Genomic DNA, 24,261 nt, shown 5'->3' with positions numbered 1-24,261 from the left:
TCCTATTGAATGAGGATCGCCACCCGGCCCTCGGCCAGCAGCCGCGGCTCGAGATCCCCCAGCTTCTTCACCGCGTCCGGCCCGAGCTGGAGATCCGAGCCCTCGAGCCGCGCCGCCTCGATGACGAGCGGCTTCGCGCCCACCCTCCCCGCCTTGCGCGCGTCCTCCAGGCGCTGGAAGAACCCCGCCACGCCCGTGATTTTGCGCGCCTCCGCGTCCAGTGACGCCAGACCATAGAGCCGCTCGCCCGAGGCCGCGTCGATCAACCGGGGCGCCAGCACCGGGGTCATCCCCAGCTTGCGCGCATCCACCACCAGCCCCGTGGCCTTGCTCGCCTTGGCCGGGGACTCCGTGCTCCGCTCGGAGGGTTTCGTCTCCGGCTCCGGCGTGACGAGCACCTGGGTGAGCGCGCCCAAGGGCACCTCCACGTCCCACTGCACGCCCCCGTCGGAGTAGTAGCGCTTGCGGACGACCTGCTGGCCGCGCAGCACCTCCTCGATCCGGCGGTGCGTTTCCTCCCGGGCCATCTCCTCACCCACGGTCCGGTCCGAGCGCAGCGGCACACCCTTCACCAGCTCCATCAAGTCGGCCAGGGCGTGCTCCTTCGCCGAGCGCTCCGCCCCCAACCTCGCCTGCGCCGGATTGCTGGCCTTCACGTCCGGGGGGCCATTGCCCGTCACCCGGAGCACCTGCCGCTGCCAATCCACGCTCCCACCCGCGGCCAGCACCGACAAGGGCGCCCACACCCCGAGCACTCCCAGCACCCGCCACCCGCGACTCCACCACGCTGCGCTTCGCATGGCCCGGGATTCAACGGCGTGCTCCCCACCCGGTCAAGGCGGCTCGTCCGGCCGCCCTTCAACGGAGCAATCAGGGAGCAATCGGGGAACGCGTGGCTCAGTGGCCTCGCGTGCCGCGCGACACGTACTCGTCGATCATCTGCCGGTGCCGCGAGGTGAGCAGCGTGAAGCGCACGCCCGAGCGCTCGTGCGGACGAGGACTGGCCTCCACCCACTCGCGCACCACCTCGCCCTCGGCGTAGATGACTTCCTCGGAGCCGGGGAGCTGGAACTGCAACCCCACCCGACTGGCGGACTGCTCGGGCTCGATGAGGCGTCCCAGACTCACGCCCTCCTGACTGATGTCGCTGGCGTGCACCATGTACGGCACACCCGACATGTACTTGTTCAGGTAGATGTCGAGGGGAACCCGCGCGTTCTTCCGCTTGTCGCTCATCGTCACACCCTTCCGGTGGCACCACTCCGGGGACAGACACCGCTACAGGCCGCTTCCTGCCTGCAGCGCACTGCCCGCGAGGGTAGGAGCATCCGGACAAGCCGCAAGAAAACGGTCAGCAGGAATACGCGGACGCGCCTATGTTTCACGCCGCTCTTCGAAAGGCGGATTCCCACATGCGATTGGGTGTACTGGCAGCGGCGGTCATCGGTTTCACTGGAATGCAGGCCCTGGCGCAGGCCCCGGCTCCGGCTCCGGCCCCGGCCTCCTCGTCCTCGGCTTCGCTCAAGACGGAGGATGACAAGGCGATCTACGCGCTCGGGCTGTCGATCGGCCGGAGCATCAAGATCTTCGACCTGAGCCCGGCGGAGATCGAGATCGTCAAGAAGGGCCTGACGGACTCGCTCACCAACGCCAAGCCCGCGGTGGACCTGGACACGTACGGGCCCAAGCTGCAGGCGCTCGCCAAGGGCCGGCAGGAGAAGGTCGGCCAGAAGTTCCTGGAGGACGCCGCCAAGGAGAAGGGCGCCGTGAAGCTGCCCTCCGGCATCATCTTCAAGGAGCTCAAGGCGGGCACCGGCGCGAGCCCCAAGGCGACCGACACCGTGAAGGTCAACTACCGCGGCACGCTCACCAACGGCACGGAGTTCGACAGCTCCTACAAGCGCGGCGAGCCGGCCGAGTTCCCCCTCAACGGCGTCATCCCCTGCTGGACCGAGGGCGTGCAGAAGCTGAAGGTGGGCGGCAAGGCGCAGCTCGTGTGCCCCGCCAAGCAGGCCTACGGGGAGCAGGGCTCGCCTCCCACCATCCCGCCCAACGCCACCCTGGTGTTCGAGGTGGAGCTGCTGGGCATCGGCGGTCAGGGCGCCGACGTGCCGCGCGCCACGCCCGAGCCCAAGAAGTAGCCACGGCTCATCCCTGCCCGCGCCAGGCCGACACCGAGGCCCGGGCGAAGTCCACGAAATCCCTCGGAGGCCGCCCCGTCACCTGCTCGACGGTGGCGGTCGTCCGATCCTCCGCCCCCCGGGCAATGGCTCCATCCATGGACGCCAGCAGCGCGGCGTAGTCCCGCGCCATTCCCAGGCGGCTCCAGCGCTCGGCGAGCGCCTCTTCCGACAGGTTGACGTGGCGCACGGGCCGGCCCAGCGCGGCGCCGATGATGCCCGCCGCTTCCGCGTAGCTCAGCGCGCGAGGCCCCGTCAGCAGGTGCGCCGTGTTGTGCGCCTGCTCGTCGATGAGCGCCCGGACGCCCACCTCCGCGATGTCGTCGGCGTCGATGAAGGGCACGCGTCCCTCGCCCGTCGCCGAGTACAGCGCCCCTTCATCTCGCAAGGTGGCCTGGTGCTGCCCCTCGGAGAAGTTCTGCATGAACCACGAGGGGCGCAGCACGGTCCACTCCGGCGCGGTCTCGCGCAACAACCGGTGCACGCCGCCCATGGCCGGTCCACCCTCCGGCAACGACGAGGCGCTGAGCAACACGAACCGGCGCACCCCCGCCGCGCGCGCCCGCTCGACGAACGCCGACATGATCGGCAGCGGATCCGTGTCTCCCACCGGCGCGACCAGGTAGACGCGCTCCACGCCGTCCAGCGCGCGGGCGTGGCCCTCCGGTTGGTTCCAGTCGAAGCGCACAGCCTCGACTCCCTCGGGCGCGCTCCCCGAGCGGCTGGCCAGACGCACCGGCCAACCCAGCTCCTTCAGCCGCCGGACCACGCGGCCACCCGTCTTGCCCGTACCACCCGTCACGAGAATCCCAGGCTTGCTCATCGTCATCCCTCCTTGGTGTCCAAGGGAATGGCCATGGCCCGCAGCGCGATCACCGGGTTCCAGTAGTCCCGGTACTTCACGATCCGCCCATCCCGGAACTCGACCACCGAGATGTACTTCTGGTTGTACGGCCTGCCGGTGGCCACGGCCTGCCCCTCGCAGGAGAACTCCGCGATGAGCACCCGCGGATCCTGGGACTGATGGAAGACCGGCTCGCTGAGGCGGTCGATGCGCAGCATCTCGGGGAACCTCCGCAAGTGCTCACGGATGGCCGCCTTGTCGTCGAGCCGCTGGGGGAAGCCCGGGGGGGCATAGGGGAAATCCAGCGAGCCGTCCTCGGCCCACATGTCCACGAAGCCCTCGGCATTCCCGTCGAGCAGGGCCCGGTAGCCCGACACGAACAGCCGGATGTTGGGGTTCTGGAGCGCGTCTTCCTGGTGACTCATCCACATGGTTTCTCTCCCCTTCGCGACTTCACGTTGGAACGGCTGCGTTCCGACGTATAAATAGGGCAGTGGACGATGGAACGCAAGCGTATCGTCGTAACGTGAAGACCATGAACGGAAAGCCCATGCGAAGAACGCAGAGGAAGGTCGCCGGAGCGGCGGTGCTCCAGGCCGACGTCACCAGCGCCATCACCCGCGCCCTGTTCCGCGAGCTGGCGAAGACGGGGTATGCCGCGCTGAGCATCGAGGCCGTGGCCAAGCGCGCCGGGGTGGGCAAGGCGGCCATCTACCGGCGCTGGCCCTCGAAGCTGGAGATGGTGTCGGAGCTGCTCGCCGAGGTGGGCACCGATCTGATCGACATCCCGGACACGGGGTCGCTGCGCGGCGACGTCGCGGCCCTGCTCGAGCAGACCCGGGCCCTGCTGCGCCGGCCGCTCATCACGCGCATCCTGCCGGACATGCACGCGGAGATGCGACGCACACCGGCGCTCTCCTCGGCGGTGCGCACGGGAATCCAACAGGGACGGCGCGCCCGGGCCCAGGAGCTGTTGCGCCGGGCCATGGACCGGGGCGAGCTGTCACCCGACCTCGATGTCGACCTCGCCCTGGATCTGCTCGGCGCCCCGCTCTATTGGCGGGTGATCGTGACGGGGCAATCCACCCCGCCGGACTACCTCGAGCGGCTCACCGCCATGACCCTCGGCGGCCTGCGCGCGCTCTCCGAGCAGGCCGCCACCGGGAAGCGCTGACCGCTCACTGGCCGAGTGCCTTCTCCGTGGCGCGCAGCAGCGGCTCGGCGCTCACCGGCGCGCCCGTGGCCTTCGTCATCCACACATCGGGGGTCAGGGCGCCCTGGCTCGCCATCCGCTCGAACTCCGCGCCCAGCTTGCCGGACTTGCGCAGGTGCTCCTCGAGCTGGAAGGCGATGAGGTGTCCCAGCGGGTAGTCCGCCAGGTACAGCGGGTAGGAGATCATGTGGCTGTAGATGCCCAGGAGCGGCGTGCCCTGCCCGCCCAGCACGGGCGCGTAGTAGCGATCCCACGTCTCCTGGGCGATGCGCACCACCGCCTCGCGCAGGCTCGCGGGCGTGGCGTCCGGGTGCTCGTACATCCAATGCCAGACCGCGATGTCCACCAGCGCCACGCCGGCGATCTCCCACGTCTGCCAGAAGTCGTTGAGCACCCGCTCGCGCTCGCTCGCCGCGTCGGGCTTCGCCAGGCCGAGCAGTTCCATGTCTCGTGCCTGGAAGACGAAGGCGAGCGCCTCGGTGAAGGCGTTGTTGGGCACGCCCGCGAGCAGCGTGTGGTCCACGTTGTAGAGCGAGAACACCTGCTCCACGTTGTGCCCCATCTCGTGCACCGCGATGTTGTAGCCCTTGTAGTCCATGCCGCCCGGGCCCACGCGCGTGCGCAGCCGGGGGAAGTCGCCGCGCCGCGCCGCCTGCATCGCGTGGCCAGCGCCGCGCGCCGGATCCACCCGGATGTGCTCGGCGAGGAAGGTGGCCTTCTCCTTGGAGAACCCCAGCTCCTGGAGCAGGCGGGGCATGTCCCGGGCATAGGCGTCCGCGGTCGGGTAGCGCTTTCGCGTGAGCGCGTCCAGCTCCGCCTCGGGGCGCGTCGCGTTCGCCTTGAAGCCGGCGTACCACAGCTCCTGCGGCTCGAGCGCGCGGCCCAGGCGCTGCTCGATGACCTTCGCCACCCGGGGCACCAGCGGAGAGGTGAGCACCTGCTCCAACAGCGCCTTCACCCGGGCCTCGGGCAGCTCCCGTCCCAGCTCGAAGCTCCGGGCGAGCGCCGTGGGCGCCACCGGCACGTAGGGGTCCACCTTGCGCGCCGCGTGGAAGTGCGCCAGCAGCTTCGCGTAGCGCACGTCGTCCTCGCGCGCTCCATCCACCACCACCGGGCGCTGGGGCACGTCCGCCTCCACCTCCTCCGCGGGCGCCGCCTTCACCGTGTTGGTGAAGGGATCCCAATCCACGCGCGGATTGTCGATGACCGCCGCGGGGATCGTCTGCGTGACGATGCGGCTCATCACCTGGATGATCATCCGCTGCTTCGCCACGCCCTCTGGATCCGCGTAGCGCGACTTCAGCTCGTCGCGCAGGTTCCAGTGACTGATGAGCCGCATGCCCTTGGGAAAGAGCCGGCGCCCCTGGGCGTCCACCAGGTGGTGCATCCAGAGGTTGTACTCGGCGATGTAGAGGTCCGCGGCCGCGCTCGCGCGCGTCGCCTCCTGCCGCACCTCGGCGGGCACGCGGCTGTTGAAGCGACCCGTGAGCCGGACTTCCGCCCACTGGCGGCGCGTGTAGCCCGGGCCCTGCTCCATGCGCTCGGTGAGCGTGGTGAGCGGGAAGTTGAGCAGCGCCACGAAGCCCACCTTCGCGCGGAACAAATCCTCGGTGACGTGCGCGCTCGGATCATGGGCGGCGAGCAGTGCATCCACCGGAAGCAACGGCCCCAGGTCCAGATCCGTGGGGCGCCGCAGCTCCCGGCCCACCTCGTTCAGGTGTCCATCGAGCTGCTCCAGCGCCTGCTCCAGCCGGGCCAGGGTGGCGTCGAGCGCCGCCTCGTCGGGGATGAAGTACTCGGTGACGAAGGCCTCCAGGTCTCCGTCCTCCTCGCGCCACAGCGCGGCCACCTGCGCCACTCCGCGCTCGATGCGGGCCCGGTGCGCCTCACCATGGCGGGCGACGAGCCGGGCCACCAGCTCCGGACGCGAGGGAGAGGACTTCATGGACGAGGTCTCCGGGGAAGACGGATGGGGGGAGACGGCGGATGAACCCGAGGCACAACCCAGGCAGGTGAGCAGGGCGGCCACGGATGCGCGGGGGGCGCGGAACCAGGACTTCGAGCGCGAGGACACGCGAGGGACTCCGGAAAGAAGAAAAGGGCCCGATCCCAGTCGGACCGGACCCTTTTATGGGGAACAGCTGAGAAAGTGATTCAGCGTTACACCGGGCGAACGTTCTGCGCCTGCAAGCCCTTGGGGCCGCGGGTCACCTCGAACTCCACCTGCTGGCCCTCGGCCAGGGTGCGGAACCCATCCACCTGGATGGCGGTGTGGTGGCAGAACACGTCCTCGCCACCGCCGTCCTGCGTGATGAATCCAAAGCCCTTCGCATCGTTGAACCACTTCACGGTACCAGTCGCCATTTGCACTCTTCTTCCGTCGACACCCGCGCGGACCTTCGCCGCCAGGTCCCGGCTGGAGAAAGCCCAGCCAAGCGGCCACCAATGTAAGCGAGTGCTTCAGGCCTGTCTACCGGGTGGTCTGCCTGGACTTACCAACCGCACTGCTGTCCCTTGTTCTGTTCCTGCAACCAGCGACGCAGGGGAGTGAAGTATTCCAGCATGGCCGAAGCATCCATCTCCCGCTGGCCGGTGAGCGCCACGAGCGCCTCGGGCCAGGGCTTGCTCGCGCCCAGCTCCAGCATGGCCTGGAGCCGTTTGCCAGCCTCCTTGTTGCCATAGATGGAGCACTCGTGCAGCGGGCCCTGGTGGCCGGCGGCCTGGCAGAGGGCGCGGTGGAACTGGAATTGGAGGATGCGCGCCAGGAAGTAGCGCGTGTAGGGCACGTTGGCGGGGACGTGGTACTTGGCGCCCGCGTCGAAGTCCTTCTCCGAGCGCTCCACCGGCGCGCGCACGCCCTGGTACTTCTCGCGCAGCGCCCACCAGGACGCGTTGTAGTCCGCCGGCGTCACCCGCCCGGAGAACACCTCCCAACGCCATTGATCCACCAGCAGACCGAAGGGCAGGAAGGCCACCTTCTCCATCGCGTCCTTCATCTGCAGGTTGATGAGGCCCTTGTCCCCCGTGGGCACGTCCTTCAACAGGCCCATCTGTTTGAGATAGCCCGGGGTGATGGACAGGGTGATGGCATCACCGATGGCCTCGTGAAAGCCATCATTGGCGCCCTGCTGAAAGAGCACCGGCAGCTTGTAGTAATACGTGTAGTAGTAGTCGTGCCCCAGCTCGTGGTGGATGGTGACCAGGTCCTCCTCGGTGGTCTTGATGCACATCTTGATGCGCAAGTCGTTGTCGTAGGTGACGTCCCACGCGCTGGCATGGCACACCACCTCGCGATCGCGCGGCTTGGTGAACTGCGAGCGCTGCCAGAACGTCTCCGGCAGGGGCTTGAGGCCCAGCGAGGTGAAGAACCCCTCGCCCAGCTTCACCATGCGGATGGCGTCGTACTTCTGCTTCTTCAGCTCCGCGTCCACGTCCAGGCTGGGCTGGCCCTTGTAGGGCTCCACGAGGCCATAGATGTTGTTCCACTCCTGCGCCCACATGTTGCCCAACAGGTGCGCGGGAATGGCCTTGCCCGCGGGCACCTTGTCCTCGCCGTACTGCTTGGCGAGACGGGCGCGCACGTAGCAGTGCAGGTCGTCATAGAGCGGCTTGACCTGCCCCCACAGCCGCTGGGCCTCCTGCTCGAAGGCCTCGGGCGGCATGTCGTAGTTCGAGCGCCACAGCGCCCCCAGGTCCTTGAAGCCGATCTCCTGGGCACCCGCGTTGGACAGCGACACCAGGCGCTCGTAGAGCGGACGCATGGGCTGGGAGATGGTGTGCCACCCCACCCACGCCTCCAGCAGCGTGTTGTAGTCGCGGTTGGTGGCCATGACGTCGGACAGCTCGCCCAGGTCCTTGCAGGCCCCCTTGCCATCCTTGCCGCAATACTTGCCCTTGCCGTAGATGCCCTCGAGCTTCGCGGCGATGGACGCCAGCTCCGAGCGCTGCGCCGGCTCGTTGGGCGCGGGCAGCATGGAGGACAGCCGCAGCAGCCGCAGCACGCGCGCGGACTCCGCATCCAGCCCCTTCACGTCCTTGAAGCGCGCGGCCTGCGGGATGGCCTGGCTGAGGTAGGCCATCACCTCCTCGTTGACGCTCGCCGCGTTGCGCTCCGTGTCGTCGGTGATGTAGGTGGATTTGATCCAATCGGCCGTGGCCTGCTTCACCCACAAGCGCTTGAGCTCGTCATTCACGCGGGTGGCGAACTGGCGCGCGTCCTCCGCGGTGAGGGCCGCCCCGTCGGCCTGCGTGGTGGCGGACTGGGGGGGAACCGTCGCGGGGGTCGCGCCGGGAGCGGCCTCGGAGGGCGCGGCCGTGGCGCCATGGGCCGAGGACGTGCAGCCAGCGGAGGCGGCGAGCGGCACGGCCAGGAGGGCCGCGCGCAGGAAGAAGGAACGGAGCGGGGTGTGAGTCATGAGGGGGCGAACGCTAGAGGAACGGGATCCGGATGCAACCCTTCTCGGCGTCCAAGCATCCCGGCACGCCTCCAGGTGACTCCCCCATCCCCGCGCGGGATGCGATAAGACCGCATGGATGTCGTCGCCCCTGCGCCTCGTCCACCTCCTGTCGTGGGTTCTCCTCTCCGCGTGCGGCCCGAGTCTTCCCGACGACGCGGAGTGTGCACCCTATGACTTTCCGCTCTCCCCCGCCCCCGCGAGCACCCAGCACGTGTCCTGCTCGAGCACCCAGTGCGGGGACGGCCTGAATCCGCCCACCAGCGGGCCGCATTGCGCGAACACCTTGAGCTGCCGGGCGTATGACACCGAGCCCAACCGGTGCATGTGGGTACACAACCTGGAGCACGGGCACGCCGTCTTCCTCTACAACTGCCCCGAGGGTTGCCCCGAGATCGTCGCCACGCTGACGGAACTCCAGAAGGAGGCCCGCGTGGGAAGCAACGGCGTGGTGCGCGCCCTCGTCGCGCCGGACTCGCGCATCCCCACGCGCGTGGCCGCCCTGCTGTGGCGGCGCTCCTGGAGCGCGGACACTCCCGACCCCGTGGCCCTGCGCTGCCTGCTGCGCCTGCAAGACCAGGGCGCCCCCGAACCCGAGCTGTCCTGCCTTCCATGAGCCCTCCGCCTGCCCTCGAGCGGGTGCGCGCCATCGACTGGCTGCGTGGACTCGCCGTGCTGATGATGATCCAATGCCACGCGCTCGTGCTGCTGCGGCCGGACCTGCGCGTGAGCAAGGCGGCGAGGGAGCTGCTCCGGGCGGACGGCGTGGTGGCCCCGGCCTTCCTCTTCTCCGCGGGCTTCGCGCTCGCTCTCCTGCTGGTGCGCAGCACCGCGAGCGGCAGGCGCGGCGAGCGGCTCGGGCGCAACCTGCGGCGGATCCTCCAGGTGCTCGGCGCGGCCACGCTCGTCAACTGGATGTGGTTTCCCCTGTTCCAGGAGCCACGGTGGCTCGTGCGCATGGACATCCTGCACTGCGTGGGACTGTCGCTGCTGCTCCTGCTGGGCGTCGGCGCGGGCCTGGCCTCACGGCCTCGCGTGCTGCGCGGAGTGACCCTGGCGCTGGCGTTCATCACCTTCTTCCTCTCGCCCCTGAGCGAGGACGTGAGCGGGCCCTGGGCCTTCCTGCTCAACAAGTCCACCGGGGCGGTGTTTCCCTTGTTGCCCTGGCTCGGCTTCGCCTGGCTCGGCGCGTACGCGGGAGCCGTCACCGGAGAGCAGGGCCGCTCGGGGCTCGTGAGGGCCCTGCTGCTGCTCATCGGGCTCGGGTTGGCCGGCTCGTACGCCGCGCGGCCCCTCAAGGCCCTCTACCCGGACCACCACTTCTACGTCACCAACCCCTCCAACGCGGCCGAGCGCTGGCTGTGGGTGTGCATCCCGCTGCTCGCGCTGGTGGCGCTGGAGGCGTGGCGGGGTTCGGAGGGAGTCCCCTCACGGCTCCGCCGCTTCGTGGAGTCCTTCGGCTCCTCGTCCCTGTCCGCGTACGTCATCCACCTGGGGCTGCTCTACTTCCACGTCTTCGGCTTCAGCTTCGAGGTGGTGTGGGGCAACCGCTGTGGCTGGGGACAGTATGCCCTGCTGACGGGGCTGCTCATCCTGCTGACCTACGCGCTGTGCCAGGGCCTGGAGCTGGTGCGAGACCTGCCGCTGCGACGGCTCCTCTCCCGAGCCGCCCGGCAAGGTCGTGAGGAAGAATTCGCGCGACCCCGGTAGATCGAACGCGCGGCTGGTGCGTTTGCAGGGCCCATGTCCACGGACCGCCCTGGAGCGCACATGCCCTCGTCCAAGCCCAACCCCCTGAGCCGTTGGGGAGGCGCCGCCCTCGCCCTGAGCCTCGTTTCCGGATGCAGCACGTCCTCCAACCCCGCCGCGGTCATCCAGGGCAAGGAGGTCGCGCGGAAGGAAGTCCTCGCCGACAGCCCTCCTCCCCCCCCGCCCGAGCCCCAGCAGGAATTCGTGGCGGCGCCCGCCAGCAAGAAGCTCGATCAGCGCGAAGTCCTCGCCGCCCCCCCTGCTCGCCGCGCGCCCCAGATGGAGCTCGAGGCGGCACCCGCCCCCGCCGAGGTTGAAGCAGACGCGGTCGTGGACGAAGGATCGGCGACCGCGGGAGTCAGCGCCGCGTCCGCCGGGAGGGCCCTCGCCGCCCCCCAGGCCTCCCTCGCCCCCAAGATGGAGATGAAGCGCGCCGCGAAACCCGCCCCCGCGAAGCTGCCCACTCAATTGTACGACCGCGCACCCGAGCCCGTGTCGCCGGGCAACACCTTCGCCGAACACACGCCCAACGCCTTCACCGAGACCGCCGCGGACAAGCTCTCCACCTTCGCGGTGGACGTGGACACGGCCTCGTACACGGTGGCCCGCCGCTACCTCACCCAGGGCTCGCTGCCCCCGGGCGCGTCGGTGCGGGTGGAGGAGTTCGTCAACTACTTCAAGTACCGCTACGCCCCTCCCGAGGAGGGCGCCTTCCGCGTGCACCTGGAGGGCGCGCCCTCCCCCTTCGCCCAGGGCCGGCACTTCGTACGCGTGGGCATCCAGGGCAAGAGCGTCTCGCGCTCGCAGCGCAAGCCCGCGCACCTCGTCTTCCTCGTGGACACCAGTGGCTCCATGAGCCAGCCGGACAAGCTGCCGCTGGCCAAGGAGGCGATGAAGATCGCGGTGAAGAACCTCAACGAGAACGACACGGTGGCGCTCGTCACCTACGCGGGGAGCACCCGGGACGTGCTGTCGCCCACCCCGGCGACGGACCTGGAGCGCATCTACAAGGCCATCGACTCGCTGGAGTCCGGGGGCGGCACCGCCATGGGCTCGGGCATGGAGATGGCCTATCGGCACGCGGTGAAGAAGGCCTCGGCCCGCGTGGTGTCGCGCGTGGTGGTGCTCACGGATGGCGACGCCAACATCGGCCCCAACCTCTCCGCGGACACCATGCTGCGCGGCATCGAGGGCTACGTGAAGGAAGGCGTCACCCTGTCGACCATCGGCTTCGGCATGGGCAACTACCGGGATGACCTGATGGAGAAGCTCGCCGACAAGGGCAACGGCAACTGCTTCTACATCGACAGCCACAAGGAAGCGCGCAAGGTCTTCGAGCAGCAGCTCACCGGCACCCTGGAGGTCATCGCCAAGGACGTGAAGGTGCAGGTGGAGTTCGACCCCAAGGTGGTGCGCCGCTACCGGCTGGTGGGTTACGAGAACCGGAACATCGCCGACCAGGACTTCCGCGACGACAAGGTGGACGCGGGCGAGATTGGCGCCGGCCACAGCGTCACCGCGCTCTACGAGGTGGAGCTCACCCAGCCCCAGGCGTCCCTGGGCACGGTGCGCATCCGCGCGAAGACGCCCTCCGGGACCGAGGCCGCCGAGCAGGCCTTCCCCTTCGAGCCGAAGATGATGCGCGCCTCGCTCGAGGCGGCCTCCGCCGACTTCCGCTTCGCCCTGGCGGTGGCGGCCACCGCGGACGTGCTCCGGGGCAGCCCGAGCGCCAAGGAGTGGAACCTCGCCACGGTGCAGAAGCTCGCCGAGGGCGCCACCGAGGGACAGTCCGACCGGGCGGAATTCACCCGGCTCGTCGCCCAGGCGCGTGGACTGCTCGGCGCCACGGCCCGCGACGCCCGCTGAGCGGCCATGTGCCCGAAGCGCTCCCCGGAAGACCAGCCAGGAAGGCTCTCGTCCCCCCACCGTGTCGCTGCTTCACGGCGGGGGTGGAGCCAAGGTTGTCGCGGGAGGCTTCACCCATGGAAATCGGTCATACGGTTCGGGCTTTGCTGACGGGAGTTCCCCACCTCCTCCTCGGAGGCCGCTCGTCGGTCAGGGCGGGAGCCGAGCGGCTCGCGTCCGCCCGGCTCGGTGTGCGTGGACTGCCGGTGATCATCCCCATGGATTCCGTGGCCTTCAACCAGGGCGGGCCCATTCCCAGCCGGTACACCGCGGATGGGGACAGCCTCACTCCGCCCCTGTTGTGGCGGGACGTGCCCGAGCGGACGCGCTCGCTCGTCCTCATCGCCGAGGATCCCGACGCCCCCACGCCCCAGCCCTTCGTGCATTGGATCGCCCTGATGCCCCCGGAGGCCCGCAGCCTGGGCATCCTGTTGAGCAAGGAGCAGGCGACGACGGTCGAGACGGGTCGCACGACGCTGCTGCGCACCGGTTGGGTGGGCTGCTCGCCGCCCCGTGGTGACTCCGCGCACCACTACCACTTCCAGCTCTTCGCCCTGGATCGGGAGCTCCACCGCGGCACGCACCCGGGACGCTCCTCGCTCCTGCGCCAGATGAAGGGCCACGTGCTGGGCTTTGGTGAACTGGTGGGCACCTACCAGCGCGGCGCGCTCCACTGATTCCCCGACCAGGACGGGAGGGATCAAGTTGCTGGCTCGTGGCAGCAATGCTTGACGCGGCAAGCCACGCCGCTGTCACAAGCGATTGCTCGTGTTCTGCTCAAAGGCTGACAGTTTCACTTGGCCGTTGCGTGACCAGTCCATTGCCTCTAGCGTCGCCGCCGCTTCGACACGCGGTTGCTGCTCCATGGACTTTCATTTCGCATGGCCCGGAGCAGCACACGCGAGTCAGTGCACCCTACCCGACAAGTTGGAGAGTACATGGAACGGCTGTTCGCAAGGCGCAAGACTCCCGCGTGCGCGCTCGTGGCGCTACTGGCGTTGACGGCGTGCCCCTCGAAACCGGAGCCGACGCCCGACCCCGACCCCACGAATCCCCCGCCCGAGCAGGCCATCGACAAGCCCCTGGAGCCGCTGCCGGACTGGCCCCGGGTGCAGAGCACCATCCCTCGCGACGAGGAGCTGGAGAAGCGCATCGACGCCATCGTGAGCGCGATGACGCTCGAGGAGAAGATCGGGCAGATGACCCAGCCCGAAATCAAGAGCATCACGCCCGAGCAGGTGCGCGACTACCACATCGGCTCGGTGCTCAACGGAGGCGGCGCCTGGCCCAACTCGAACAAGGCCGCGACGATCCAGGACTGGACGTCGCTCGCCGACAGGTATTGGGAGGCCTCGATGGACAAGACGGCCAACCCCCACCAGATCCCCATCACCTGGGGAACGGACGCGGTGCACGGCCACAACAACGTGAAGGGCGCGACGTTCTTCCCGCACAACATCGGCCTGGGCGCCACGCGGGATCCGGAGCTGATCAAGCGCATTGGCGAGGTGACGGCGCGCGAGGTGGTCAGCACCGGCATCGACTGGGTCTTCGGTCCGACGCTCGCCGTGGTGCGCGATGATCGCTGGGGCCGCACCTATGAGGGCTACTCCGAGGATCCCGCCCTCGTGGCGGCGTACGGGGGGAAGATCGTCGAGGGGCTCCAGGGTCAGCTCGGCAAGGACGCCAAGGCCAACGAGAAGGTCGTCGCCACGCCCAAGCACTTCCTGGGGGATGGCGGCACCCTCAAGGGCAAGAACGAAGGCATCACCTTCGTCACCGAGCAGGATCTGCTCAACATCCACGGCCGCGGCTACGTCACCGCGCTCGAGGCGGGTGCCCAGACGGTCATGGCGTCCTTCAGCAGCTGGAAGGATGCCTCCAAGGGCGAGAGCGCCAAGCCCTACAAGATGCACGCCGGCAAGTACCTGCTGACGGACGTGCTGAAGAACAAGATGGGCTTCGACGGCTACGTCATCTCCGACTGGAACGGCCTCGGGCAGATCAAGCCGGACAACAGCGACTCGCCCATCACCTGCACCGCCGCGAACTGCCCGGAGGCGATCAACGCCGGCGTGGACATGATCATGGTGCCCTCGGACTGGAAAGCCTTCATCACGAACACCATCGACTCGGTGAAGAAGGGGGAGATCAAGCAGGAGCGCATCGACGACGCGGTGCGCCGCATCCTGCGCGTGAAGCTCCGCGCGGGCCTGTTCACCAAGCCCAAGCCCTCCGAGCGCATGACCACCGCCCAGGTCGGCACGCCCGAGCACCGGGCCGTGGCGCGCGAGGCGGTGCGCAAGTCGCTCGTGCTGCTCAAGAACAACGGCAACACGCTGCCGCTCGCGCGCTCGGCGAAGATCCTCGTGGCGGGCGAGAGCGCCGACAGCCTGAGGGATCAGTCCGGTGGCTGGTCCCTGAGCTGGCAGGGCAATGACAACACGAACGAGGAGTTCGGCGGTGGCACCACGCTGTGGGGCGCCATCCAGAAGATCGCCCCCAATGCCGTGCACAGCGCCGACGGAGCGCTCGCGGACGCGAGCTACGACGTGGCCGTGGTGGTGCTCGGGGAAATCCCCTACGCCGAGGGCTACGGCGACATCGGGGACAACTTCACCCTGGAGTACTCCAACATCCGGCTGAGCAACTCCGGCGGCGCCCCCTTCAAGGGCAAGAGGGATCTGGAGCTCCTCAACAGCCTGAAGGCCAAGGGCGTGAAGAAGATCGTCACCGTGCTGTACTCGGGCCGCCCGCTCTACACCCACAGGGAGCTCAACCGCTCGGATGCCTTCGTCGCGGCCTTCCTGCCCGGCACCGAGGGGGACGGCATCACGGACGTGCTGTTCAAGAAGGAGGACGGCTCGGTCGACTTCGACTTCACCGGCAAGCTGTCCTACTCCTGGCCCAAGAGCGCCTGCCAGACGGCGATCAACCGGCTGGATGCGAGCTACGAGCCCCTCTACCCCTACGGCTACGGTCTGAGCTACGCCCAGGGCCAGGAGCAGGGCGCGCTCGAGGAGGCCAGCCCGGCGAAGGGCTGCGGCGCGGGCGACCTGCCGACGGACACCACGAACCAGCCGCTGGTCATCTTCGAGCGCGGCAACCAGAACGGCTGGGTCATGCGCATTGGCGCGGATCCCAAGTGGGACATCGAGGTGCGCCAGTCCACGGGCGATAGCACCCAGACGCTCCAGGGCGAGGTCATCGCCACCCCGACGGGTGACCGCGTGGGCAGCCAGTGGGCCGGCATCGAGGCCACCTGGACGAAGGCGGGGCAGATCCTCATGCAGGCGTCCGGGGAGCGGCGCAACCTCCAGGCGTACCGCAACTCGAACAGCTCGGTGGTGTTCGACCTCAAGATGAGCGAGTACCCGACCAGCGGGGTGACCGCCCGGGTGGACACCCCGTGGCCCCAGCGCGCCGAGCTCGACGTCACCCAGGCCTTCAAGGCGCTGCCCCTCGGGGAGTGGACGGAGGTCGCCCTCCCGCTCGTGTGCTTCAATGACGAGAACGTGAACTACCAGGAGGTCGACACGCCCCTGTTGCTCACCACCTCCGGCACGATGAAGCTGACGATCGCCAACATCCGCTGGGTGCCGAACAAGCCGGGCACGGTCACGTGCGCGGGCGCCCCGACCCCGGCGGCCCTCTCCGGGAAGAAGTAGTCGGAGGCCTCGTTCGACGCGCCTCCAGGGCGGGGTGGGAAGGAGCCGGGCGGGTGGGCCCCCCTTCCCTCCCCGCCTTTTTGTTCCCTGGCGACGGACGGCGACCTTGAGGTAGGGTGCGCGCACCCTGAGGAGCGCTGCAACGGGGAGGACTCCCCGCCAGGCTCAGGTTCCCGTAACGGCGCTCGCTGACTCGTGGCTTCCGAGGCCCGGGTGTGGCGAGCGACTCCCCGCCCCATCCGACCCCTGCCGCCACGCAGGAGCAACCGCATGAGGGCTGTCGTCGATTTGAACAAGTTCACGGATTACAAGGTCGCGGACATCAAGCTGGCCGAGTGGGGCCGCAAGGAGATCGCGATCGCCGAGACCGAGATGCCCGGTCTGATGGCGATCCGCGACGAGTACGCCAAGCGCCAGCCGCTCAAGGGCGCGCGCATCGCGGGCTCGCTGCACATGACCATCCAGACCGCGGTGCTCATCCAGACGCTGGAGGCACTCGGCGCGGAGGTGCGCTGGGCCTCGTGCAACATCTTCTCCACGCAGGACCACGCCGCGGCCGCCATCGCCGCGGGCGGCACCCCCGTGTTCGCCTTCAAGGGCGAGACGCTGGAGCAGTACTGGGACTACACGCACCGCATCTTCGAGTGGGCCGATGGCGGCTCGCCCAACATGATCCTCGATGATGGCGGCGACGCCACGCTGCTGCTCCACCTGGGTGCCAACGCGGAGACGGATGCGTCGGTGCTGGCCAAGCCGGGCAGCGAGGAGGAGACGATCCTCTTCGCCGCCATCCGCAAGCGGCTGGAGAAGCAGCCGGGCTGGTACTCCAAGACGCTCAAGAACATCCAGGGCGTCACCGAGGAGACCACCACGGGCGTGCACCGGCTCTACCAGATGGCGAAGGAGGGCCGGCTCAAGTTCCCGGCCATCAACGTCAATGACTCGGTGACCAAGTCCAAGTTCGACAACATCTACGGCTGCCGCGAGTCGCTGGTGGACGCCATCAAGCGCGCCACGGACGTGATGATCGCGGGCAAGGTGGCCGTGGTGGCCGGCTATGGCGAGGTGGGCAAGGGCTCGGCGCAGGCGCTGCGCGGGCTGCAGGCCCAGGTGTGGGTCACCGAGATCGATCCCATCTGCGCCCTGCAGGCGGCCATGGAAGGCTACCGCGTGGTCTCCATGGACTACGCCGCGGACAAGGCCGACATCTTCGTCACCGCCACGGGCAACTTCCAGGTGCTCACCCACGAGCACATGAAGCGGATGAAGAACAACGCCATCGTGTGCAACATCGGCCACTTCGACAACGAGATCGATGTGGCGAGCCTGCGCCAGTACAAGTGGGACAACATCAAGCCGCAGGTGGACCACGTCATCTTCCCGGACAACAAGCGCATCATCCTGCTGGCCGAGGGCCGGCTGGTGAACCTGGGCTGCGGCACCGGCCACCCCAGCTACGTGATGAGTTCCTCCTTCGCCAACCAGGTGCTGGCGCAGATCGAGATCTTCACCAAGCCGGGCCAGTACAAGCCGGGCGTGTACATGCTGCCGCGGCACCTGGATGAGAAGGTGGCGCGCCTGCAGCTGTCCAAGCTGGGCGCGGAGCTCACCCAGCTCACCCCCGAGCAGGCGAAGTACATCGGCGTGACCCAGGAGGGTCCGTACAAGAGCGACCACTACCGCTACTAGCTAGCGGTGGGAGTACCGGGGAGCGGTGGCGCGCGTCACCGCCGCCGCTCCCTCCCCCGAAGAATCGCGGAATCCAGGTATTCGCTAGAATTGTCGGCCTAGGCTGGATCTTGCAAGGTGTCTGACCGATCGAAAAGATCGCGGCACCACATGAAGCCAGTCATACTGGAGGGAAGCCGCCACCCAGGGGGGAGGACGCGGATGGATGCCATCCCGCAGCACGCGCCGGAACTGGAAGCCACGGTCATCGAGTCGCTCGCGCGAGCCCGGCGTGCCCTGGAGCAGGCACAAAAGGCGGATGGGCGCTGGTTGGATTTCCGCTTCCGGTTCGTGGTGGGCGACCGGGACGTCATCAGCTCGCAATGGGTCACCGCCTATGTCGGACAGGCATTGGCCCGGGTAGGAGCGGACCCGGCCGTGTTGCGGCGGGCGCGTGACTGGTTGAAGGCACACGCTCATAAGGAGGGGGGCTGGGGCTTCAGCCTGGCCACCCCCGCCGACGCCGACTCCACCGCCAACGTGGTGCACTTCCTCTCCCACACCCGGGGCGAGCCCTCCGACGAGGCGGCGCTCGCCGAGGCCTGCGCGCGGCTGCTGCACTATTGGGACGAGACCGAGGGGGGCTTTCGCACGTACCGCCCCGCCGAGCAGCCCTCCCTGGATGGTTGGGCCAGCTATCCGGGCAGTAGCTGGTGTGACGTGCACCTGTGCGTCAGCGCCCTGGCCGGACGGGTGCTGCACGCCGTGGGAGCGCCGCGTCACCGGCCCGTGCTCGAGGCCTGTGCCCACCGGGTGCGGCAACGACAGTCTCCCGAGGGCTTCTGGGACGCCTATTGGTGGCACGGCCGGACGTACACCACCCGCCACGCGGCGGAGCTGCTCCAGCTCGAGGGAGACACGTCCGGGGCGGTGGCCCGCGCGGTGCGTTGGACGCTGGACACCCAGCGGGAGGATGGGGGCTGGGGCAACGGCATCGGGGGCGCGTCCACCGCGTTCGACACCGCGCTCGCCCTCGCCACGCTGCGGCTCGACCCCGGGCCCTCCGGCGCCGCGCTGCGCTCCGGTCTCCAATGGTTGGTGCGAACCCAACGGCCCGAGGGGGATTGGGACAGCGCCCCCCTCATGCGGATGCCTCGCCCCGGGGAGCACGCGCCCTGGGAGGATCCCCAGGGCTGCCTCCTGCTGCCCGTGCTCACGGATCGCAACCGGCTCTTCACCACCGCCACCGTGGTGTCGGCCCTGGCCGATTGCCTCGAGGGGCCGCGTCCCGGCCGAGGGCTCTCATGACAATCCAATACAGCCCGCCTGTCCTGTCTTACTGTACTCCAGACGGGTTGTTTTCCGACCCAGGGGAGGTCATCAATGACTTACAGAAAAAGAGAGGCAGACACTTTGACTTCTCATTGGCCACTCTTTATTCTTCTAATCGCTTTCGGCGGACGGAATGACTGACCGCCGGGAGCGAACCTGGACAGATACTCGTCCCCCCATCCAGGACCACTATCCCCAGCGAGGTAATGCCATGAGCAACGAGACCCTCTCCGAGCAGCCTGCCAATCTCACCGAGCTGAGCGACGAAGCGCTGGATGATCTCATCTCCGGCGAGGCGCAGGAATTGAGCAACACGCAGGCCTGGCAGTAAGCCCTACCCGCAACCCTGTCGTTCCCACGGACGGGCGCCCTGAACGCGCCCGTCCGTTGTTTGTTTGGACAGCCAGGGTTGTCAGGCATTGAAGGAGGGGGCCCATGAGCGATGCATTGGATGCGTACCTGAGACTCGCCGCGCCGCACCTGTCTCCCGCGCTCATCTCGTCCGAGGCGTTCGGGAATCTCCAGCGGATCGCCCGGCAGCTCCCGCCCGCCTCGGCCTCCGGCTTCGAGTGCCGGCTGGGTCAGCCCCAGGCGCTGGCGGATCTGGGCGTGAGGTTCCTCGCCGCGGATGGCAGCCGCGCGGTGCTCGCCGGACGGGGAGACCCCGGAGGGCGGTTCGAGCTCTCGCGTTTCACCCACCCCGTCTGGGAGCGTCTGCGGCGCTTCGGCGCGCGCTGGGACGAGCCGGGCTCACCCCTGGCGCGGGAGATTGGCGACATCTTCCTGGAGTTCGACGTCGAGGGGACGCCCGAGCAGGAGCCCATCCCCTCCTTCTTCATCGAATACGAGCGGGGGGCGACGCGCGACCTGGAGGTCATGGAGCAGGCCCTCGCCCTGCTCTGGGGCGAGCCGCTGGCTCCCGCCATCCGGGAGCGGGTGGTCGCCTGCCTCGAGGCCCTGCCATCCGGCGGCCAGGTGTCGGCCGTGGGCGCCATGTTCTCGCGCCGCTTCGAGGGGGTGCGGCTGTGTCTGCATGGCCTGACGCCCGACACCCTGCCGGACTACCTCGAGCGCGTCGGCTGGCCGGGAGCCTCCTCCGAGTGGGAGCCGCTGCTGTCGGCGGTGGTGCCTCACGTGGAGCGCCTGGCGCTGAGCCTGGACGTGGACGAAACCGTCCAGCCCCGCCTGGGCGTGGAGTGCCATCAGGCGGAGAGCCTGCACGAGGCGGACACCGCGCGCTGGTCGGCGCTGCTCGAGGTGCTCGAGGCTCGGGGCCTGTGTCTGCCCACCAAGCGGCGGGCGCTCGTGGACTGGGTGGGGCATCTCCACCTGCGCTCGCGTCCCGAGGCCCTTCCCTCCCACCTGAGGACCTTGTCCGCGGGACTGGCCCCTCACGCCCTCCCCGTCTTCCTGCGGCGGCTCAACCACGTGAAGCTCGTCTTCCAACCCGGCCGCCCTCCCGAGGCCAAGGCCTACCTCGCGCTCATCCAGCGCTGGCTGGGCCAGGATCGGCGGCGGGGGCGCTATGTCTTCGGAGACCTCGACGAGGTCCGCGCCTCGCTCGCCCCGTGAAGCCCTCGCCTCCTCCCTCCCCCTCCCGCCAGACACCCCCATCCTCCGCCAAGGCATGGCCCTTCGGAGTGCATGACGGCTAGAGTCTTCCGCCCTGGACGCGATGGGAGGAGCCAGAGGATGACGGCGAGTCAAATCTCCATGGAGGGAGAGTCGGGGTTGGGGACGGAGATGGAGTTGCAACGGCGGCTCTCACTGGCGACGGCCACCGACACCGTGCGGGGATTGTCCTTCCACAACCTGCTCGACGCGGTGCGCATGGAGCTGGGCGACGAGGCCATGGCGCGCTGCCAGGCACAGTGCGTGGAGGCGAGCTTCAAGAGCTTCTTCACCTATCCCGTCAGCGACTACCTCCGGCTGCAGTACACGGCGGCGTGGATGCTCCAGGAGAAGTACGGCTCGTTCGACAACGCGATACGCCGCATGTCCTCGGGGCTCGCGCCCGGCTTCCTCAGCTCGGTGGTGGGCAAGGCCTTCATGCTGCTGACGAAGGAGGGGCCGCGGCAGCTCATCAACAACATGCCGGTGGCCTTCCGGGCGGCGGCGAGCTTCGGGGAGCTGTCCGTGCACTGGACGGGAAGCCGTCGGGGGATACTCGTCACCCGGCGCGACTTCCTGCTCTACCTCAGCCACGAGGGCGGGTTGGTGGGGCTGTTCCGCACGCTGGGCATCACCACCGCCGAGGTGCGGGGCCGGCAGGTGGGGCCGCTGGACAACGAGGTGGAGTTCTCCTGGGATTGAGCGCCGGGCTCGCCTGCCCTACCCGGCGAGCAGCGCCGGAGAGGCGTCCGGCTCCGAGCGGGGCCAGGGCTGATCTCCCGCCTCGGGCAGCGTGAGGGTGAGCAGCGTGCCGCGGCCCTCGTGGCTCTCGGCGCGCAGCGTGCCGCCCAGGCTCGTGACGATGGCGTGGCTCACCGACAGGCCCAGCCCCGTGTGCGGGGCGCGCGCGGAGACGACGGGCTCGAAGATGCGCGAGAGCGCCTCGGGGGGCAGGCCCCGGCCGGTGTCCTGGACCTCCACCACCACCTCGCCTTCCTCGCCCGTGTAGACGGCCACGCGCAGCACGTTGCGCGCGCAGTTCTCCACGTCCATGGCCTGCACGGCGTTGAGCAGCAGGTTGAGGAAGAGCTGGCTGAGCCGGGCCTCGTCCGCGTCCACGGGCGGCACCTCGTGGAAGTCGCGCTCCAGCCGCGCCCGGGCCACCAGCTCGCCGCGCACCAGCTTCAGCGCGTTGTCCAGCACCGGCCGCACGTCCACGCGCGCCCGGTGCTCCGGCGGCTTGCGCGAGAGCGTGCGCAAGTCCTGGACGATGTGCTTGAGGCGCAGCGCGCCCTGCACCGTCTCGGACAGGGCCTCCAGCACGTCGTCCAGCGCCTGCCCCGCCTCGCCGCGCAGACGTGGCAGTTGGCCGAGCCGCTCCAGCTCCTCGCGCGCGAAGGAGAGGTTGGCCAGCATGAAGGCCAGCGGGTTGTTCATCTCGTGCCCCACCGCCGCCGCCAGCGAGCCCAGCGCCGAGAGCCGATCCGCCTGGAGCAGCCGCGCCTCCATCTGCTTGCGCACCGTCACGTCGCGCGCGAACAAGCGCAGGCCGGGCGGATCGCTCAGCTGCAACACCGTGAGCTCCCAGTCGTGGCCGCGCAGCTGCACCGTGGGCATGGGCTCACCCGCGGGCGCGCCACGCCAGGCCCACTGCAGCGCGGCCTGCACGATCGGGTGCTGCGCCTCCTGCTCCAGCAGCTCCGGGAAGGCCGAGTACGTGGCCGCGTTGGCGTAGCGCAGCTCGCCCTGCGAGCTCAGCTCCAGCAACGGCTCGGGATGCAGCAGCGGAAAGGAGGCCAGGCGGTACATGGGCTCCTCCAGGGCGCGCATCGCCGAGACGTCGCGCACCAGCAGGCCCAGGCGAGCCCCGGCCGCGCCCTCCTGGGGGACACAGGGGGTGATTTCCGCCACGTACCAGCGCGGCTCCCCCTCCACGTCCAGCCGGTAGTCCAACCTTCCGCCCAGGCCGCGCTGGCGCACCGTGCGGGCCAACGACAGCAGGGGCTCGCTCGCCTCCTGGCCCAGCAGCTCCGACAGCGTGCGCCCGTCGGCGCCGGTGATGTCCCGACCGAAGGCGCGGCCCGAGGGCGCCCACATCCGGTGGCAGCGCTCCTGCCCGTCCAGCTCCGCCACGACGTACTCGGCGCCGAGCATCGGCCGGCTGGCGGTGGGCGTGCGCTCCGCCTCGGACGGAAGGACGAAGCCCTCCACCCGGAAGGGCCCCATCAACATCTCCAGGCCCGAGCCATCCACGTTCATCCGCGTGAGCACGGCGACGATCGCCTGGGCCTCCGCCTCGGACAGCCGCGGGGTGAGGATGATGCCATCGGCCAGGGTGGGCTCGGTGTAGAGGAACGGGACGAGCCGCGTGTGCTCGTGGCCGACGAAGCCCGCCAGGGTGGCGCGGATGGCGTGCTCGTTGGAGTGGCTGGCGAACACGGACGTCACGTCCGCCTCCCCCGAGATCACCGCCCGGAGCGCCCGGCGGTAGGTGCCCAGGAAGCGCTGCTCCCCGAAGAGCGAGTCCGGGGAGAGGCCCCGCTGGGCCAGGAAACGCAGGGGCAGCAGATGCCCTCCCGTGGAGTGCGGGGCCACCCAGGCGGCGCGCTGGCCTCGCAGCGTCTCGAGCGTGAGCGGCGTGTCCGCGCGGCACACCAGGGCGGCGTGGTAGTGCCAGCTGCCCGAGCGCACCGCGCGCACCACCGCCCGGGCCCGCGGCTCGTAGGCGTCACATTGCTCGGCCGTGGCCCACGCCATGTCCACCTGTCCCCGCTGCAGCTCGGCCTCCAGGAACTCGTAGGTGGGCGCCAGCTCCATCACCACGGTGCGTCCCAGTTGCTCGGACAAGGTCCGGCCGAAGAGTTCGACGCGGACGTGCTCCCGCACCTCCCCGAGCGACGGGTAGAGCAGGAAGCGGATGGGCCTGAGCGACGGCATCACGTTGTACGGTCCTCCTGAAGGCTCGCCGGTGGAGTCCACGGATACACCCTCCGCGGCCCTTCGGGGTGACCTTCAACGTCGCATCATACTATCACGAGGAACCGCCTCATTTTACACACTTATCCCGTTTATCTTGACTGGTAAATCTGTCAGCATGAACCTGGAATCCAGTGATTCACGTGAAAGTTGCATGGGCTCAAATGAATTGGGGATGCGCCGCGTCACCCAGATGGGTTAGATTAGAGCCCTTGCGCCTTCCGTTCCTCCAGCTCTTGCTGTGCGCCCTGCTGTCCCTCCAGCAGCCATCCGTGCTCGTCCAGGCGGGGTTCTGGCAACGGTGCGCGCAGGGACTGGAGGTCGAGGACTCCCCCCGTCCGACACTGGCCGAGAGGGCGGAGCTGCCCGGACTGCGTTCGGGCTGCCAGATGCGCTGGTCCGCCGGAGCGGCGAGACGGTGGAGGCTGGAGCCCCGGCACGAGTCCCGGCCCGAGAGCCGGGTGGCCGCGGCGCTCCCCTCGCACGAGACGCATATCGCCGTGGCACGTTGGCGTGCGGCGTTGATGCCGCCCCGCGTTCCGCCGGACGACGAGCAACGCATCGGGGGGTAGGTGCCTCGGGCGCCCATCCCCTCGGTCCGACAGAAGCGTCTCCCTTTCTTCATTCTTCAACTCCATGGGGCTCGTGGTCCCCGGGCATG

General features: G+C 69.0%; 20 protein-coding genes and 1 riboswitch. Of the genes, 12 read left to right on the top strand and 8 right to left on the bottom strand.

What is annotated here, in order from left to right:
* Nucleotides 1-2 precede the first annotated feature (2 nt).
* Complete coding sequence (locus tag CYFUS_RS23635; RefSeq protein ID WP_232537731.1) at nucleotides 3-800, bottom strand: hypothetical protein; 798 nt, start codon at nucleotides 798-800, stop codon at nucleotides 3-5.
* A gap of 97 nt (nucleotides 801-897) precedes the next feature.
* On the bottom strand, nucleotides 898-1,236 hold the full coding sequence (locus CYFUS_RS23630; RefSeq protein WP_095987287.1) for a PilZ domain-containing protein: 339 nt from the start codon (nucleotides 1,234-1,236) through the stop codon (nucleotides 898-900).
* Between the two features lie 176 nt (nucleotides 1,237-1,412).
* On the opposite strand from CYFUS_RS23630, the gene CYFUS_RS23625 reads away from it, so the two are divergent.
* Nucleotides 1,413-2,141 carry an FKBP-type peptidyl-prolyl cis-trans isomerase gene (locus CYFUS_RS23625; RefSeq protein ID WP_420042701.1) on the top strand — a complete coding sequence of 243 codons (729 nt, stop codon included), beginning with the start codon at nucleotides 1,413-1,415 and terminating at the stop codon, nucleotides 2,139-2,141.
* A gap of 7 nt (nucleotides 2,142-2,148) precedes the next feature.
* On the opposite strand, the gene CYFUS_RS23620 is transcribed toward CYFUS_RS23625, so the two are convergent.
* Together CYFUS_RS23620 and CYFUS_RS23615 are read right to left on the bottom strand one after the other, a co-directional pair.
* Nucleotides 2,149-3,003 carry an ergot alkaloid biosynthesis protein gene (locus tag CYFUS_RS23620; protein WP_095987285.1) on the bottom strand — a complete coding sequence of 285 codons (855 nt, stop codon included), beginning with the start codon at nucleotides 3,001-3,003 and terminating at the stop codon, nucleotides 2,149-2,151.
* Nucleotides 3,004-3,005: 2 nt separating this feature from the next.
* Nucleotides 3,006-3,449, bottom strand: a complete 444-nt coding sequence (locus CYFUS_RS23615; protein ID WP_232537730.1) for a nuclear transport factor 2 family protein — start codon at nucleotides 3,447-3,449, stop codon at nucleotides 3,006-3,008.
* 125 nt (nucleotides 3,450-3,574) lie between these two features.
* On the opposite strand from CYFUS_RS23615, the gene CYFUS_RS23610 reads away from it, so the two are divergent.
* Nucleotides 3,575-4,198 (top strand): TetR/AcrR family transcriptional regulator, encoded by a 624-nt coding sequence (locus CYFUS_RS23610; protein WP_232537729.1) that lies wholly within the window; start codon nucleotides 3,575-3,577, stop codon nucleotides 4,196-4,198.
* 4 nt (nucleotides 4,199-4,202) lie between these two features.
* On the opposite strand, the gene CYFUS_RS23605 is transcribed toward CYFUS_RS23610, so the two are convergent.
* The 3 genes from CYFUS_RS23605 to CYFUS_RS23595 form a co-directional block, all read right to left on the bottom strand.
* Complete coding sequence (locus CYFUS_RS23605) at nucleotides 4,203-6,182, bottom strand: hypothetical protein (RefSeq protein ID WP_232537728.1); 1,980 nt, start codon at nucleotides 6,180-6,182, stop codon at nucleotides 4,203-4,205.
* Nucleotides 6,183-6,397: 215 nt separating this feature from the next.
* Nucleotides 6,398-6,601 carry a cold-shock protein gene (locus tag CYFUS_RS23600; protein WP_002620680.1) on the bottom strand — a complete coding sequence of 68 codons (204 nt, stop codon included), beginning with the start codon at nucleotides 6,599-6,601 and terminating at the stop codon, nucleotides 6,398-6,400.
* 128 nt (nucleotides 6,602-6,729) lie between these two features.
* Nucleotides 6,730-8,652 carry a M2 family metallopeptidase gene (locus CYFUS_RS23595; RefSeq protein WP_232537727.1) on the bottom strand — a complete coding sequence of 641 codons (1,923 nt, stop codon included), beginning with the start codon at nucleotides 8,650-8,652 and terminating at the stop codon, nucleotides 6,730-6,732.
* A gap of 118 nt (nucleotides 8,653-8,770) precedes the next feature.
* On the opposite strand from CYFUS_RS23595, the gene CYFUS_RS23590 reads away from it, so the two are divergent.
* The 9 genes from CYFUS_RS23590 (at nucleotide 8,771) to CYFUS_RS23550 (ending at nucleotide 21,326) form a co-directional block, all read left to right on the top strand.
* Nucleotides 8,771-9,307 (top strand): DUF3105 domain-containing protein, encoded by a 537-nt coding sequence (locus tag CYFUS_RS23590; RefSeq protein WP_095987281.1) that lies wholly within the window; start codon nucleotides 8,771-8,773, stop codon nucleotides 9,305-9,307.
* A complete protein-coding gene (locus CYFUS_RS23585; protein ID WP_095987280.1) occupies nucleotides 9,304-10,401 on the top strand; it encodes a heparan-alpha-glucosaminide N-acetyltransferase domain-containing protein in 1,098 nt (365 codons plus the stop codon). Before CYFUS_RS23590 ends, CYFUS_RS23585 begins: the two co-directional genes overlap by 4 nt.
* 60 nt (nucleotides 10,402-10,461) lie before the next feature.
* Nucleotides 10,462-12,306 carry a vWA domain-containing protein gene (locus tag CYFUS_RS23580; protein WP_095987279.1) on the top strand — a complete coding sequence of 615 codons (1,845 nt, stop codon included), beginning with the start codon at nucleotides 10,462-10,464 and terminating at the stop codon, nucleotides 12,304-12,306.
* Nucleotides 12,307-12,422: 116 nt separating this feature from the next.
* Nucleotides 12,423-13,022 carry a YbhB/YbcL family Raf kinase inhibitor-like protein gene (locus CYFUS_RS23575; RefSeq protein ID WP_095987278.1) on the top strand — a complete coding sequence of 200 codons (600 nt, stop codon included), beginning with the start codon at nucleotides 12,423-12,425 and terminating at the stop codon, nucleotides 13,020-13,022.
* Nucleotides 13,023-13,283: 261 nt separating this feature from the next.
* On the top strand, nucleotides 13,284-16,013 hold the full coding sequence (locus tag CYFUS_RS23570) for a glycoside hydrolase family 3 protein (protein ID WP_095987277.1): 2,730 nt from the start codon (nucleotides 13,284-13,286) through the stop codon (nucleotides 16,011-16,013).
* 123 nt (nucleotides 16,014-16,136) lie between these two features.
* Nucleotides 16,137-16,207, top strand: a riboswitch (S-adenosyl-L-homocysteine riboswitch).
* A gap of 76 nt (nucleotides 16,208-16,283) precedes the next feature.
* Nucleotides 16,284-17,702, top strand: a complete 1,419-nt coding sequence (ahcY, locus tag CYFUS_RS23565) for an adenosylhomocysteinase (protein WP_095987276.1) — start codon at nucleotides 16,284-16,286, stop codon at nucleotides 17,700-17,702.
* 201 nt (nucleotides 17,703-17,903) lie between these two features.
* Nucleotides 17,904-18,989 (top strand): prenyltransferase/squalene oxidase repeat-containing protein, encoded by a 1,086-nt coding sequence (locus CYFUS_RS23560; protein WP_198316722.1) that lies wholly within the window; start codon nucleotides 17,904-17,906, stop codon nucleotides 18,987-18,989.
* Nucleotides 18,990-19,448: 459 nt separating this feature from the next.
* Entirely contained in the window at nucleotides 19,449-20,585 is a 1,137-nt protein-coding gene (locus CYFUS_RS23555; protein ID WP_095987274.1) for a hypothetical protein, read from the top strand.
* Between the two features lie 120 nt (nucleotides 20,586-20,705).
* Nucleotides 20,706-21,326: a TIGR02265 family protein gene (locus CYFUS_RS23550; protein ID WP_157758609.1), complete on the top strand. Its 621-nt coding sequence runs from the start codon at nucleotides 20,706-20,708 to the stop codon at nucleotides 21,324-21,326.
* Nucleotides 21,327-21,344: 18 nt separating this feature from the next.
* Here the strand turns inward: CYFUS_RS23550 and CYFUS_RS23545 are convergent, their stop codons facing one another.
* Nucleotides 21,345-23,561: a sensor histidine kinase gene (locus CYFUS_RS23545; protein WP_232537818.1), complete on the bottom strand. Its 2,217-nt coding sequence runs from the start codon at nucleotides 23,559-23,561 to the stop codon at nucleotides 21,345-21,347.
* Nucleotides 23,562-23,812: 251 nt separating this feature from the next.
* Between CYFUS_RS23545 and CYFUS_RS23540 the strand changes: the two genes are divergently transcribed.
* Complete coding sequence (locus tag CYFUS_RS23540) at nucleotides 23,813-24,172, top strand: hypothetical protein (protein WP_095987271.1); 360 nt, start codon at nucleotides 23,813-23,815, stop codon at nucleotides 24,170-24,172.
* The last annotated feature ends 89 nt before the right edge of the window (nucleotides 24,173-24,261 follow it).

It is taken from the genome of Cystobacter fuscus, from assembly GCF_002305875.1.
In the GTDB taxonomy this organism is placed as follows: Bacteria; Myxococcota; Myxococcia; order Myxococcales; family Myxococcaceae; genus Cystobacter; species Cystobacter fuscus_A.
Note: the sequence above shows the minus strand (reverse complement) of the source record. Positions and strands in the feature narration are given on the sequence as shown.